This is a genomic window from Streptomyces sp. NBC_00090 (genome assembly GCF_045160815.1).
Lineage (GTDB): Bacteria > Actinomycetota > Actinomycetes > Streptomycetales > Streptomycetaceae > Streptomyces.
This window is the reverse complement of the sequence record NZ_CP108224.1, coordinates 2,897,648-2,910,985: the sequence shown is the minus strand read 5'-3', so window position 1 is coordinate 2,910,985 and position 13,338 is coordinate 2,897,648. Positions and strand designations below refer to the sequence as shown.

Below are 13,338 nucleotides of genomic sequence, written 5' to 3'. Positions count from 1 at the left end.
CCTTCGAGTATCACGGCGGCCGGGGCGGCGTGCTCGACGGCGGCGCGAGCGCCCCTCTCCACGACCACCCCCCTCTCCGCGACCGCCCCTGTCCACGACCGTCCCCCTGTCCGCGACCGCCTCCATCCGCGGTCGGCTCGCACCTCGGTGGAGTAACCCGGAGTGCGGGGCTCGCCACCGTGAGCACCTAATGGGGCGCAGGCAGTTCCTCCGCAGCCGTCCCGGGAGTGTCATGAGTACGCCGCCCGAGCCGCCCGAGCCACCCGAGCCGTCCAGGCCGCCCGGGCCGCCCGGGCCACCCCAGCCGCCCAGGCCGCCCGAGCCGCCCGACGCCGCTCCGCACACTCCGTCGCAGCCGAGCCGGAAGGGCTCACACGCCGGACGGATCGCGATGAGCACCGTCTCGGCCGTTCTGATCACGCTCACCTGCATCCTCGTCCCGGTGTCCCTGATCACCGTCTGGGTGCACGACATCGTCCTGGACACCGACCGGTACGTGTCGACGGTCGCCCCGCTCGCGTCGGAACCGGCGATCGAGGCGGCTGCCGTCACTCGTATCACCGCGGCCGCCGACGCCAGGGTCGACGGCTCGCAGGTCACGTCCGACATCGCGGCATGGCTGGAGTCCCAGGGGCTGCCGCCCCGGGTCGGCAAGGCGATCAAGTCGCTGGGGCCGCAGCTGGATTCGGCGGTCGACCAGGCCGTCACCAAGGTGGCGACCCGCTTCGTCGAGAGCGACCGGTTCGAGACCGTCTGGACCGAGGCCAACCGGGTCGCCCATACGGCCGTGGTGCACGCGCTGACCGGCGAGGGGCGCGGCTCCGTGGAGGTCAGCGGCGGCACGGTCACCCTCGACGTCGGAGCCGCTGTCGAGCAGGTCAAGAAGGATCTCGTGGACGCCGGACTCTCCCCGGCGGAGAAGATCCCCGAGGTCGACAAGCAGATGGTGCTCTTCCAGTCCGACAAGCTGGAGAAGATCAGGGACCTGGTCCATCTGCTCGACGTCGTCGGCAACTGGCTGCCCGTCCTCACCGTGGTGCTCGGCGCGATCGGAGTGCTGCTCGCCCGCCGCCGTCGCCGGGCCCTGGTGACCACGATGCTCGGTGCGGCCGCGGCCGGCCTGGTGCTCGCCATCGGCCTGGTGATCGCCCGCCGCTACTACCTCGACCATCTGCCCGAGCAGGTGCAGTCACCGGCCGCGGCCGCGGAGATCTTCGACACGCTGGTCCGCTTCCTGCGCGTCAGCATCCGCACCGCCATCGTCCTCGGGATCCTGGTGGCGATCGGCGCCTACCTGTCCGGTAGCGGCCGCCTGGCGCGCGCCGTGCGCGGCTCGGCCGACCGTGCGGCCGACTCGGCCGCGCGCTGGGGCGCCCACCACGGCGTGCACACCGGAAAGGTCGGCACCTGGGTGGACACCCACCGCCGGTGGCTCACCATCGGGGTGCTGCTCGTCCTGGCGCTGGTCTTCGCCTTCTGGAACCACCCGACGGTGCTGACCGTCCTGCTGCTGGTCCTCATCCTCCTCGTCGTGCTCGCCGTACTCGCGCTGCTGGCCGCGACCGGCCGCGAGCAGCACGACGAGGTGGCTCCCAAGGCGTGAGCCGGGTCCGAGCCGGGATCGCACGCCGAACCGCCGCCCCGCCCACCCGTTCGACGGGCGGGCGGGGCGGCGCACGGGTCAGTACGTCAGGATGCCCGGGTCCGTGACGCCCGGGGCGCCCGTCTCCACATGGCCCGCGAGGCGCCGGAGGTAGTCGGCGGACGTGTCCGAGGTGATCGTCACGTCGTACCAGGCGCGGCTGGTGCTCAGGTCGACGGTGTGGGTGACGGTGGCGCCGCGCGGGACCGTGACGGTCCGCGGGCCGCCCGCGTAGGCGTGGGTGACGGTGAGGCGGGCGTCGGCCGTTCCCGCGTTGGTGAACGTGAGGTCCAGGTTGCCCGTGGTGGCGTTGTGGCGGGCGGTGACCTCGGGGACAGCGGTCTTGCCGGGGGAGCGGAAGCGGCGCAGGAAGCCGTTGGGCCCGTGGACCGTCAGGTCGGTGAGGCCCTTGGAGTACTTGGTGTTCCAGGTGTCGGCGATCGACTTCCCGGCCTCGGTCGTGTAGGTCCAGGGGGCGTCCGTGCGGTTGGCCGAGGTCACGTAGAACTGGGCGCCCGCCGAGGGGCCACCGCCGAAGGAGAGCCGGTAGGTGCCGGCGACGGTGTCGGCGGAGCCGTCCACGTACGGCGCGTAGCGGAGCGGGCGGGTGGGCTTGGCGCCCGGCTCCTGGCGGGGCATCGCGCCGACGGCCGGGGCGGTGGCGAGGAAGTCGGGGTGGCGGTTCCGGTCCGGCGGGTAGTAGCCGTCGACCGGCGGGAGCGGGGAGGCCTGGGTGTTCGACCGCGTGAAGTCGAAGGCGGAGGTCAGGTCGCCGCAGACGGCCCGCCGCCACGGGGAGATCTGGGGCTCCTGCACCCCGAAGCGGCTCTCCATGAACCGGATGACCGAGGTGTGGTCGAAGGTCTCGGAGCAGGTGTAGCCGCCGGTGGACCAGGGGGAGACGACGATCATCGGGACGCGCGGGCCGAGGCCGTACGGGCCGGCCACGTACCCCGTCTTCCCGGGGAAGTGGTCGAGCGCGGTCGGCGTGGTCGACAGCCCCTCCGCGGAGGAGGCAGGGACGTAGGGCGGGACGACGTGGTCGAAGAAGCCGTCGTTCTCGTCGTACGTGATGAACAGGGCGGTACGCGCCCACACGTCCGGGTTCGAGGTCAGCGCGTCCAGGACCTGGGCGATGTACCAGGCGCCGTAGTTGGAGGGCCAGTTGGAGTGCTCCGAGAAGGCCTCGGGGGCCGCGATCCAGGAGACCTTCGGCAGCCGGCCCGCCTGGACGTCGGCGCGCAGGTCGTCGAGGTAGTCGTCGCCGTTCTTGACGTCCGTGCCCGTGCGGGCCTTGTCGTACAGCGGGTTGCCGGGCTGGGCGTTCCGGTAGGTGTTGAAGTAGAGGAGGGAGTTGTCGCCGTAGTTGCCCCGGTAGGCGTCGTTGATCCAGCCCCAGGAGCCGGCGGCGTTCAGCCCGTCACCGGTGTCCTGGTAGACCTTCCAGGAGACCCCGGCCGCCTCCAGGCGCTCGGGGTACGTCTTCCAGCCGTACCCCGCCTCGGCGTTGTTGAGGACCGGGCCGCCGCCGGTGCCGTCGTTGCCGGTGTGGCCGCTCCACAGGTAGTAGCGGTTCGGGTCGGTGGAGCCGATGAACGAGCAGTGGTACGCGTCGCAGATCGTGAAGGCGTCGGCGAGCGCGTAGTGGAAGGGGATGTCCTCACGGGTGAGGTACGCCATCGTGGCCTTGGTCTTGGCCGGTATCCACTGGTCGTACCTGCCCTTGTTGAAGGCCTTCTGGCCGCCCGCCCAGTCGTGGTTGAGGCCCTGGAGGAACTCCATGCCGAGCTTGTCGCTCGGCGGCCGGAAGGGCAGGGTGACCTTCGTGCCGTCCGCCTGGTTCCAGACCGACTTCCCGCTCGGCAGGGTCACGGGGCGGGGGTCACCGAAGCCGCGTACGCCCTTCAGCGCCCCGAAGTAGTGGTCGAAGGAACGATTCTCCTGCATCAGGACGACGATGTGCTCGATGTCCTGGATCGTTCCGGTCGAGCCCTGTGCGGGAATGGCGGCGGCGCGGGCGATGCTCTCGGAGAGCAGGGTGAACGCGGCGGCGCCGCCGGTCAGTTGAAGGAACCGGCGACGATCGATGTCGGTCATGGGGGGAGTTCTCCTCCGGTACGAGTACGGGCGCGGGTGGGGCTGCGCGTGCGCGTGCGGGCGTGCGTGCGGGGCCCGCCGGGTGTCCACCCGACGGGCGCCCCAAGGACAGCGCCCGCGGGTCACCGCCCGGCGGCCGTCCCATGACTGCCCGCCGTACGGCGGACGAACCCCTCGTGCCCTGCGGGAGAGCTCCACGTGAAAGCCCCGGTACGCGCGGCGGGCGTACCGGGGCTCTCGGGGGCCGGGAGGCCGGGGGTCACTCGACGACGAGCTCTACGCGGATGTTGCCGCGGGTGGCCTTCGAGTACGGGCAGAAGGCGTGGGTCTTCTCCAGGAGGACGCGGCCGGGCTCGCCCTGGAGGTGGTCCGGGAACTCGGCGCGCATGATGACGGCCAGGCCGAAGCCGCCGTCGGCGGGGTCCTTGCCGATGGAGACCTCCGCGGTCACCGAGGCGTCCGAGATGTCGATCTTCTCCTGGCGGGCGACCACACCCATCGCGCTGGCGAAGCAGGCCGCGTACCCGGCGGCGAAGAGCTGCTCGGGGTTGGTGCCCTGACCGTTGCCGCCGAGGGCCTGGGGGTGGGCGAGGGGGAGGTCGATGTGGCCGTCGGAGCTGACGGCGCGGCCCTCGCGGCCGTTGGCGGTGGCGACGGCGGTGTAGATCGCGTCCATGGTTCTTCCGTTCCTGTCCTCGGGTGCGGTGCGGTGTGGCTCTATTAGTAGCGCACTATTTAGTTGTGCACAACTGAATCGCGTGTGAGGTGCTCTCGCGTATCCTGGAGCCATGGAGACGCTCGACACGGTCCCGGACGCGGATTTCCTCCGGCTCGACCACCAGATCTGCTTCTCGCTGCACGCGGCGACCCGCGCCTTCAACGGCGTCTACCGCGAGGCCCTCAAGGAACTCGGGCTCACCTATCCCCAGTACCTCGTCATGCTCGTGCTCTGGGAGCACGGCGAGCTGCCCGTGAAGGGCATCGGCGAACGGCTGCGGCTCGACTCCGGAACCCTGTCGCCGCTGCTCAAGCGGCTCGAAGCCGCCGGCTACGTCGAGCGGCGGCGCAGCCCCGAGGACGAGCGGTCCGTCACCGTACGGCCGACCGGCGAAGGGGCCGCGCTCAAGGAGAAGGCGCTCGGCGTACCGCGCCGGATCGCCGCCGCGACCGGGCTCGAACTGGAGGAGATCCGTGACCTGCGGGAACGGCTCGACGCGCTCGCCGTCCGGCTCGACGCCGTCGACCCGGACGAGCTGAGCACCACCTGCGCGTAGGGCCCCTAGGGGCCTGTCCGGCGGATCAGGGTCGGACAGGCCCCAGGCTTCCGTGACCACCGGGGCCGCGTTGTGGCCGCCGAAGCCCACCGACGTGGAGACCGCGAGCCGCACCCGGGAGGCCCGGGCGGTCGTCGGCACGTCCAGGTCGATGCCCTCGCCGGGCTCGGTGAAGTTGGCGGTCGGCGGCACCGTGCCCTCCGCGACCGAGAGCACCGTCAGCGCCGCCTCGACCGCGCCCGCCGCGCCCAGCAGGTGACCCGTCACCCCCTTCGTCGAGGTCACCGGCGGCCGGTGCGGCAGCAGCCGGGCCAGGACCGCCGCCTCCACGGCGTCCCCGCGCGGCGTGCCCGTCCCGTGCGCGTTCACCAGCCGCCGTGCCCTGCCGGGCTCGCCCGGCAGCTCGGGCGCCCGGCACGCGAGGTAGCGGAGGCCGTCCAGCTCCTCCAGGCCGGCGGTGGGCTTCCCCACGCGCACCGACTCCCAGGTCGTCACCCGGTCCGCGCCCGCCGGGGTGAAGAGACCCACACCGGTGACGGCCGCCCCGTGGCCCCCGGGCGTCGGACGCCCCGGGCATCAGGCCACCCCCGCGTACCGGGAGACCAGGAGCTCGATGGCGGACACGGTCGGGGCCGCGTACAGGTCCTCCTCGGGCACCGGGATGCCCCGCTCGTTGCGCAGCACGAGCGCGAGCTCGGTGAGCAGGAGCGAGTCGCGACCGGCCTCCTCGCGGGTCGACTCCGGAGTGATCTCCTCCGGGTCGAGGCCGAGCGAGACCAGCAGGTTCTTCAGTTCGTCGAAGGTCATGGCGTTCCTCGGGGGGAGTAGGGGGAGTAGTAGGGGAGTCGGGGGTGTGGGGGCCGGCGGCGCGCGTGGTTGAGGCCGAGCAGGACGCAGGCGTCCGTCAGGAGCGGTACGTGGTACGCGAGGGGGCGCGGCCCGGCCTGGTCGGGGCGGGAGACGAAGCCGCCGTCCGGTCGCTGCCGCTCCAGGAGGTGGCGTACCGCGCGCTCCGTCGCACCCCGGGCGGTCGGCGCGCACGGCGCGGACGGCCCGTCCCGGCCTCGGGAGACGGCGATCAGCGCGTACGCGGTGCTGATCGGGTCGCTCGGGTCGGACGGCACGTGCCCCCAGCCGCCGTCGGCGTTCTGGGTCGCGACGAGCCGGGCGACGGCCCGCTCGCCTCCGTCACCTCCCGCCGGCGCCTGACCCCCGTGTCCCGGCGCCCGCCCCGCCCCGTCCCTCGCATCGCGCTCTCCCCGGGGCAAGCTGCCGATGCTGCTCGCGGCGCGCTGACCCCGGGGCCCCGGCCTCCCCGGCCTCCCGGGCCTCCCGGGCCTCCCGGGGAAGGGACTCACGTGCGGGGGACGCCCCGCAGGAGGGCGAGGACCACGACCGCCGTCACCAGGGCGAAGGCCGCGCTGAGCGCCGAGGCCGTGTGCAGGGCGGTGGTGAACGCCTCCCGGGCCCGGTCGAGCAGCCCCTCGTCGGTCAGGGAGAGCGCCGCGCCGAGGCTCTCGTGGGCGGCCGCCGGGGCGTCGGCCGGGATGCCCGTACGGTAGACGGCCACGGCCACGCTGCCGGTGACCGCGATCCCCAGCGCCAGGCCCAGGTCGTACGCCGTCTGCCCGGTGGCGGCCGCCGCGCCCGCCTTCTCCGGCGGGGCGGCGCCGACCGCGAGCGTCGTGCCGAGGACGCTGATCGGCGCCGCGCCGAAGGTGATCACGGCGAGCCCCAGGGCGGCCACCGCCACCCCGGATGCCAGGGCGATCACCGCGTACCCGACGAGTGAGACGAGCAGCCCGCCGGCCAGGACGTACGCCGGCCGGACCCGGCGGGTCGCGAACGGGGTCAGCTGCGAACCGGCGATCAGCGTGGCCGCCGCCGGCAGCAGCCAGAGCCCCGCGTCCAGGGGGGAGAGCCCGGCGACCGACTGGAGGTACTGCGGGACCAGGTACTCGACGCCGTTGAGCGCGGTCATCCCCACGAGCATGGTGAGCAGCGCGCCCGTGAAGGCCCGGTTCCCGAAGAGCCGGAGGTCCAGGAGCGGGGTCGCGAGCCGTTTCTGGCGGCGGACGAAGAGGACGGTGAAGACCGTACCGAGGGCGAAGGCGGCGGCCGCCTCCACCGTCGGGCCGTGCGCGGCCAGCGACTTCACGCCGTACACCAGCGGCAGCACCGCGAACAGGAAGAGGACCACGCTCGCCGGATCGAGCCGCCCGGGCTTCGGATCGCGGTACTCGGGCAGCAGCACCGGCGCCGTGACCAGCGCGATCAGCATGACCGGCAGGCCCATCAGGAAGACCGACCCCCACCACCAGGACGCGAGCAGCACCCCGCCGACGACCGGCCCGATCGCGATCCCGACCGAGAGGGCCGTCACCCACATCGCGATGGCCGTGGCCCGCTGCCGGGCGTCCGCGAACATGTGGCTGATCAGGGCCAGCGTGGAGGGCAGGACCGCCGCGCCGGCCACCCCGAGGAGGGCGCGGGCCGCGATCAGCGTCCCGGCGTTCGGGGCGTACGCGGCGAGCAGCGAGGCGAGCAGGAACCCCGCCGAACCCGCCATCAGGAGCCGTCGGCGGCCGAGCCGGTCCCCGAGCGTGCCCATGATCACGAGCGTCGCGGCGGTGAGGAAGCCGTAGATGTCGGTGATCCACAGCAACTGGGCGCTGCTGGGCCGCAGATCGGCGGAGAGGTACGGGGTGGCCAGCCACAGCACACCGAGGTCGGCCGTCATCAGCGTGACGGGAAGGAGGAGGACGGCGAGGCCGAGCCACTGGCGGGCCCCGGCTCGCGGCGGTGCGGCGGGGGTGTCCGCCGTCAGGGTCGTCGTCATCGCGGCAGCCCCTCCAGCACGACCCGGTCCGCCGTCGCGATCAGCTCCGCCACCCGGTCGGCGCGCAAGTCCTTCGCCACGCCGTTGAGTTCGGTGCCGTGCACGACCCCGACCGTGGCGTCCGGGAGCCCGCAGAACTTCGAGATGCCGACCCGGAGCATCAGGTCGAGGGCCGGCTCCATGCCGAGGTCCTCGATCTCCTGGGCGGTACCGCCCATCAGGGCGAGCCACAGCAGGCGCTTGCCCGCGAAGCGGGGGCGGCTGCGCCCGTACGCGAAGCCGTAGTTCCACACCCGGTCGATCCAGCCCTTGAGCATGGCCGGGGGGCCGAACCACCACACCGGGAAGACGACCAGGATGTCGTCGGCGGCGAGGATCCGCTCCATGTGGGCGTGGACCTCGGGGGAGTACCTCTTCTCGCGGTCCTCCCAGTCCGGCTCGTCGGCCGGGCGGAGCGCCGGGTCGAACTCCTCGGCGTACAGGTCGAGTACGTCGACGGTGTGACCCTCGCCGGTCAGGCGGGCGTACTGCCGGCCGGCGATCTGGGCGGTGAGGGAGTCGGGGCGGGGGTGGGCGACGACGAGGAGGGTGTGGCGGGTCACGGCGGTGATCCTTCGCGTGGGGCGGATGGGGGCGGGGTGGAGTGGGGCGGAGTGGAGTGGAGTGGAGTGGGGCGGGGTGGAGTGGAGTGGAGTGGGGCGGAGTGGGGTGCGGCGGGGTCAGAAGCCGAGGCCGGAGCCGCCGCTGGCGTCGATGTTCTGGCCGGTCACCCAGCGGGCGGCGTCGGAGGCGAGGAAGCCGACGACGTCGGCCACGTCCTCCGGCTGGCCCACCCGGTCGAAGACGGAGAAGCCGGCCGCGTGCGCCTTGGCCGCGGGGTCGGCCATCCACGGGTGGATGTCGGTCTCGATCGTGCCCGGGGAGACCGCGTTGACGGTGATGCCGCGGGAGCCGAGGGTCTGGGCGAGAGTGAGGGTCAGCACCTCGACGGCGCCCTTGGAGGCGGCGTACGAGGTCATGCCGGGGAAGGCGACCTTGGTGACCCCGGAGGAGATGTTGACGATCCGGCCGCCGTCGCGCAGCCGGCCGAGCCCCTGCTTGATGATGAAGAACGGCGCCTTGGCGTTGACGGCGAAGACCCGGTCGTAGTCGGCCTCCTCGACCTCGTGGATCAGGCCGGGGCCGGCGATCCCGGCGTTGTTGACGAGGATGTCGAGTCCGTTGTCGTCGCCGGCCTCGGCGTCGAAGGCGCTCCAGAGGGCCTCGGCGTCGCCGGGGACGCCCAGTTCGGCGCGGATCGCGAAGGCGCTGCCGCCCGCCTCCTCGATCGCGGCGACCGTCTCCTTCGCGGCCGTCTCGTTGGCGGCGTAGTGGACGGCGACGCGGGCGCCGTCGGTGGCGAGACGGAGGGCGATGGCCCGGCCGATGCCCCGGCTCGCGCCGGTGACGAGGGCGGTCTTGCCCGCGAGGGTGGTGGTGCCGGCGTTGCTGCTCATGTTCGGCTCCTGGCGTGTGTCCGTGTGTCTGTTGCGGCGTTTCCTGCTGACGGGGACGACTCTGCCGGGCGGGTGTTCGGGTCCGGCTCGGATCTTGTTCGGGGCGGGTTCGGGGCGGGTTCGGGGCCGTTTCGGGGCAGGCCGCGCGCTGTTCGGGCCGGGTTACGGTGGCCGTATGCGATTCGCGGTGCTGGGGGAGACGTCCGTACGGACCGAGGACGGGCGGCCCGTGCGGGTCCCTGAGCTCAAGGTGCGGGCCCTGCTCGCGGCCCTGCTCGTCGAAGCGGGCCGACCGGTCGCCGCGTACCGGCTCGTCGACGACCTGTGGGGCGAGGAACCGCCCGGCAACCCGCTGCGGGCCCTCCAGGCCAAGGTCTCCCAGCTCCGCCGCGCGCTGGACGAGGCCGAGCCCGGCGGCCGCGAGCTCGTCGTGACGCAGGCCCCCGGATACCGCCTCGCCGTGCCCGAAGGGTCCCTGGACGCCCACCGGTTCGCGGAGCTCGCCGCCCGCGCCCGGGACACCGCCGCACCCGGCGTCCGGGCGGAGCTGCTCGGGGAGGCGCTCGACCTGTGGCGGGGCCCGGCGTTCGCGGACTTCGCCGCCGAACCCTTCGCCCGGTCGGCGGCCGACCGGCTGGAGGAGGAACGCCTCTCCGTCCGCGAGGCGTTGGCGGAGACGCGCCTCGAACTCGGCGAACATGACGCGCTGACAGGTGAGTTGGCGCAGTTGGTGGCCCGCCACCCGCTGCGTGAGCGCCTGCGGGCCGTCCAGCTGCGGGCCCTCTACCGCGCCGGACGGCAGAGCGAGGCACTCGCCGGTTACGAGGAGCTGCGCGCCCGCCTCGCCGAGGAGCTCGGCGTCGACCCCAGCCCCGAACTGGCCGCGCTCCACACGGCGATGCTCCGCCAGGACGCGGACCTCTCCGCCGCCCGGCCCGTCGCCGTGCCCCCTCCCGGTGCGACTGCGGGCGGCGGTCCCGCCCGGGGCAACCTGCCCGTGCCGCTCAGCGGGATCGTCGGTCGCTCGGAGGCCGTGGAGGAGGTGACGGGGCTGCTGCGCGAGCGACGGCTCGTCACCCTGACCGGCCCCGGCGGCGTCGGGAAGACCCGGCTCGCCGTCGAGGCGGCCCGACGGGTGGAGGAGGAGTTCGCGGACGGCGTGTGGCTCGTCGAGTTCGCCGGTGCGGGCGGCGAGCTCGCCGAGATCGTCGCCGCCGCGCTCGAACTGCGCGACGACGGGGTGTGGGGGCTGCGGCTCGACGGGGAACGGCCGCCCACCACGGCGGAGCGGCTCGCCGAAGTCCTGCGCGGGCGGCGGACGCTGCTCGTCCTGGACAACTGCGAGCACGTCGTCGACGAGGCGGCCTCCCTCACCGAACTGCTGCTGCGCGCCGCGCCCGGCCTCGTCGTGCTGACGACCAGCCAGGAGCCGCTGGCGCTCGCGGGCGAGACGCTGTGGTCGGTGGAACCGCTCGACGCGGACGGGGCGATGGAGCTGTTCACCGCCCGGGCGACCGCCTCCGCGCCCGGCCTCGTCCTCGACGCGCCGGCCCGTGCGGCGGTACGGGCGATCTGCCGCCGTCTCGACGGCATCCCGCTCGCCCTGGAACTCGCCGCGACCCGGGTCCGCGCCCTCGGGGTGCACGGGCTCCTGGAGCGGCTCGACGACCGCTTCCGGCTGCTCGACGCCGGACTGCGCGGGGCGCCGGCCCGGCAGCAGACGCTGCGGGCGGTCATCGACTGGAGCTGGGACCTGCTGAGCGCGCCGGAGCGGACGGTCCTGCGCCGCCTCGCCGTCCACGCGGAGGGCTGCACTCTGGCGGCGGCGGAGGAGGTCTGCGCGGGCGGGCCGGCCGGAGCCCTCGCCGGCGGCGCGGGCGCGACGGGTGGCGCGGACGCGACCGGCGGCGAAAGGGGCGGCGACGTGGCCGCCGGGGACGACGGGGGCGGCGACGTGATCGCCGGGGGCGACGGGAGCGGTGACGTGGTCGCCGGGGACGTACTCGGGCTGCTGGTGCGGCTCGTGGACCGTTCGCTCGTCGTGGCCGTCGACGGGCCGGACGGGCCGCGCTACCGGCTGCTCGAATCCGTCGCCGCGTACTGCCTCGAACGGATGCGGGACGAGGGCGAGACGGAGGCCGTACGCGAACGCCACCTGGCGTACTACCTCCGCCTCGCCGAGGAGGCCAGGCCCGCCCTGCGCGGCCCCGACCAGCGCCGCCGCCTCGCCCGGCTCGACGCGGAGACCCCGAACCTGCGGGCGGCCCTGGACCGGGCGCTGGCCGCGGCGGGCGCCGGGCGGAGCGCCGGGGCGGCGCTGCGGCTCGTCGACGCGCTCGCCTGGTACTGGATCATGCGCGGACGGCTCGGCGAGGCGCTCCGCTCGGCGACGGCGGCGCTCCGGCCGGACCCGGCCGGAACCGAAGCACCCGACTCACCCGCCTCACCCGAGGCTCTCGAAACGGCCGCGCTGCGGGCCCGCGTGGGCGTCTGGCGCACCGGCCTCGCCGTCATGGGCGGGGACGGGACGGACCGGCAGCGCCGGATCGCGGACGCCCTGGCGGCCCATGACGAGGCCGCGGCCGGGGTCGCGGCCGACGCGCCGGCGGCCGAGTCGGCCGCGCACCACCCGGCCGCACCCGCGCACGACGGCCCCTCCTGGGCGCGCTGGTTCCTCGCCCACGCGCTCTGCGGCACCGGCAGCCAGAGCGAGGGCGGCGATCTGACCGGCCGGGCCCTGGACGGCTTCCGGGCCCACGGCGACCGCTGGGGCGAGGCGGCGGCGCTCGCGGACCGCTCCGTACAGCGCCTGCTCGGGGGCGACCTGGCGGGCGCGGAGACGGACGCGGCCCGCTCGGACGCGCTCTTCGCCGAGCTGGGCGACGCGTGCTCCCGGCTGTGGACCGTGTATCCGCTCGCGACCGTCGCGGAGATCCGCGGGGAGTACGAGCGCGCCGACCGGCTCAAGCGGGCCGGCCTGGCGGCGGCGGAGGGCTTCGGCCTGACGACCGAGGTGCCCGACCTGCTCGCCGGGCTCGGCCGTACGGCCCTGCTCCGCGGCGACCTCGACGAGTCGCGGACCTACCACGCGGCCGCCAGGGAGCGGGCCGCCGAGGTCGGCTTCCGCGCGGGCGAGATCAACGCGGTGCTCGGGCTCGGCCTCGGCGCCCGGCGCGAGGGCCTCGTCGCGGAGGCCGAGGGGCACATGCGGGAGGTCCTCGACTGGCACCGGTCGGTCGGCCTCGACTGCGCCAACGCCCTGATCCTGGCCGAGCTGGGCTTCTCGGCGCTCGCGCGCGGCGACGCGGCGGGCGCCCTGAAGCTCCAGGAGGAGGGGTACGAGACGGCGCTGAGCTCCGGCGACCCGAGGGCGGTCGCGCTCGCCCTGGAGGGCCTGGCCTCCGCCCACGCCCCGGCCGGCCGCGCCCGGGGCGCCGCGCTCCTGCTGGGCGCGGCGGCCGCCCTGCGCGCCTCGACGGGGGCGCCGCTTCCCCCGGCGGAGCGCGCCGACGTCGACCGGACGGAGGAGACGGCCCGTACCGTGCTCGGCGACGCCGACTTCGCCGAGGCCTTCACCCACGGCACGACCCTCACACACGACGCGGCCGTGACCGCGGCGTCCGTGACGGAGGCGTCCGCGACGGAAACGTCCGTGACCGAAGCGGCGGAGACCGCACTGACCGCGCCCGCCATGCCCAGCCCCGCCATGCCCAGCCCCGCCATGCCCAGCCCCGCCACGACCGGCCCCGCCATGCCCAGCCCCGCCATGCCCAGCCCCGCCACGACCGGCCCCGCCATGCCCAGCCCCGCCACGACCAGCCCCGCCACGACCGGCCCCGCCATGCCCAGCCCCGCCACGACCAGCCCCGCCACGACCAGCCCCGCCACGACCGGCCCCGTCATGCCCGGCCCCGCCGCGCCCAGCCCCGCCGTGAGCGATCCGCTCTGACCGGGCCGTTCATCAAACTGTAAGGAGCCATCGCCCCACCC

At 74.5% G+C, this 13,338-nt stretch carries 11 protein-coding genes and 1 pseudogene; 4 read left to right on the top strand and 8 right to left on the bottom strand.

Annotated features, from left to right (window positions below; genetic code table 11):
• Positions 1-391 precede the first annotated feature (391 nt).
• Positions 392-1,603, top strand: coding sequence for a hypothetical protein (locus OG361_RS12850; RefSeq protein ID WP_405853451.1), 1,212 nt, complete (start codon positions 392-394; stop codon positions 1,601-1,603).
• A gap of 78 nt (positions 1,604-1,681) precedes the next feature.
• Here the strand turns inward: OG361_RS12850 and OG361_RS12845 are convergent, their stop codons facing one another.
• Positions 1,682-3,739 carry a phosphocholine-specific phospholipase C gene (locus OG361_RS12845; protein WP_405853450.1) on the bottom strand — a complete coding sequence of 686 codons (2,058 nt, stop codon included), beginning with the start codon at positions 3,737-3,739 and terminating at the stop codon, positions 1,682-1,684.
• Positions 3,740-3,998: 259 nt separating this feature from the next.
• Complete coding sequence (locus OG361_RS12840; RefSeq protein ID WP_405853449.1) at positions 3,999-4,415, bottom strand: organic hydroperoxide resistance protein; 417 nt, start codon at positions 4,413-4,415, stop codon at positions 3,999-4,001.
• Positions 4,416-4,527: 112 nt separating this feature from the next.
• On the opposite strand from OG361_RS12840, the gene OG361_RS12835 reads away from it, so the two are divergent.
• Positions 4,528-5,013, top strand: a complete 486-nt coding sequence (locus OG361_RS12835) for a MarR family winged helix-turn-helix transcriptional regulator (protein ID WP_405853448.1) — start codon at positions 4,528-4,530, stop codon at positions 5,011-5,013.
• 52 nt (positions 5,014-5,065) lie between these two features.
• Entirely contained in the window at positions 5,066-5,272 is a 207-nt protein-coding gene (locus tag OG361_RS12830; protein ID WP_405853447.1) for a hypothetical protein, read from the top strand.
• Here the strand turns inward: OG361_RS12830 and OG361_RS12825 are convergent.
• The 6 genes and pseudogenes from OG361_RS12825 to OG361_RS12800 form a co-directional block, all read right to left on the bottom strand.
• Positions 5,245-5,343, bottom strand: a pseudogene (locus OG361_RS12825) (hypothetical protein); the annotation flags it as partial. The gene OG361_RS12830 and the pseudogene OG361_RS12825 overlap by 28 nt on opposite strands.
• A 246-nt stretch (positions 5,344-5,589) precedes the next feature.
• The gene (locus OG361_RS12820) at positions 5,590-5,820 is read right to left on the bottom strand and encodes an acyl carrier protein (RefSeq protein WP_405853446.1); all 231 of its coding nucleotides are present in this window, start codon (positions 5,818-5,820) and stop codon (positions 5,590-5,592) included.
• The gene (locus OG361_RS12815) at positions 5,817-6,281 is read right to left on the bottom strand and encodes a prenyltransferase/squalene oxidase repeat-containing protein (RefSeq protein WP_405853445.1); all 465 of its coding nucleotides are present in this window, start codon (positions 6,279-6,281) and stop codon (positions 5,817-5,819) included. The genes OG361_RS12820 and OG361_RS12815 overlap by 4 nt, the downstream gene beginning before the upstream one ends.
• Before the next feature lie 86 nt (positions 6,282-6,367).
• Positions 6,368-7,852, bottom strand: a complete 1,485-nt coding sequence (locus tag OG361_RS12810; protein ID WP_405853444.1) for an MFS transporter — start codon at positions 7,850-7,852, stop codon at positions 6,368-6,370.
• Positions 7,849-8,454 (bottom strand): NAD(P)H oxidoreductase, encoded by a 606-nt coding sequence (locus tag OG361_RS12805; RefSeq protein ID WP_405853443.1) that lies wholly within the window; start codon positions 8,452-8,454, stop codon positions 7,849-7,851. Before OG361_RS12805 ends, OG361_RS12810 begins: the two co-directional genes overlap by 4 nt.
• A 117-nt stretch (positions 8,455-8,571) precedes the next feature.
• Positions 8,572-9,348, bottom strand: coding sequence for an SDR family oxidoreductase (locus OG361_RS12800; protein ID WP_405853442.1), 777 nt, complete (start codon positions 9,346-9,348; stop codon positions 8,572-8,574).
• 175 nt (positions 9,349-9,523) lie between these two features.
• On the opposite strand from OG361_RS12800, the gene OG361_RS12795 reads away from it, so the two are divergent.
• Positions 9,524-13,297, top strand: a complete 3,774-nt coding sequence (locus OG361_RS12795; protein WP_405853441.1) for a BTAD domain-containing putative transcriptional regulator — start codon at positions 9,524-9,526, stop codon at positions 13,295-13,297.
• Positions 13,298-13,338 lie beyond the last annotated feature (41 nt).

What these genes read in the sequence shown, in the direction of transcription:
- OG361_RS12800 (WP_405853442.1), bottom strand. Translation starts at nt 9,348, where the DNA reads ATGAGCAGCAACGCCGGCACCACCACCCTCGCGGGCAAGACCGCCCTC.
- OG361_RS12850 (WP_405853451.1), top strand. Translation starts at nt 392, where the DNA reads ATGAGCACCGTCTCGGCCGTTCTGATCACGCTCACCTGCATCCTCGTC.
- OG361_RS12810 (WP_405853444.1), bottom strand. Translation starts at nt 7,852, where the DNA reads ATGACGACGACCCTGACGGCGGACACCCCCGCCGCACCGCCGCGAGCC.
- OG361_RS12840 (WP_405853449.1), bottom strand. Translation starts at nt 4,415, where the DNA reads ATGGACGCGATCTACACCGCCGTCGCCACCGCCAACGGCCGCGAGGGC.
- OG361_RS12820 (WP_405853446.1), bottom strand. Translation starts at nt 5,820, where the DNA reads ATGACCTTCGACGAACTGAAGAACCTGCTGGTCTCGCTCGGCCTCGAC.
- OG361_RS12845 (WP_405853450.1), bottom strand. Translation starts at nt 3,739, where the DNA reads ATGACCGACATCGATCGTCGCCGGTTCCTTCAACTGACCGGCGGCGCC.
- OG361_RS12835 (WP_405853448.1), top strand. Translation starts at nt 4,528, where the DNA reads ATGGAGACGCTCGACACGGTCCCGGACGCGGATTTCCTCCGGCTCGAC.
- OG361_RS12795 (WP_405853441.1), top strand. Translation starts at nt 9,524, where the DNA reads ATGCGATTCGCGGTGCTGGGGGAGACGTCCGTACGGACCGAGGACGGG.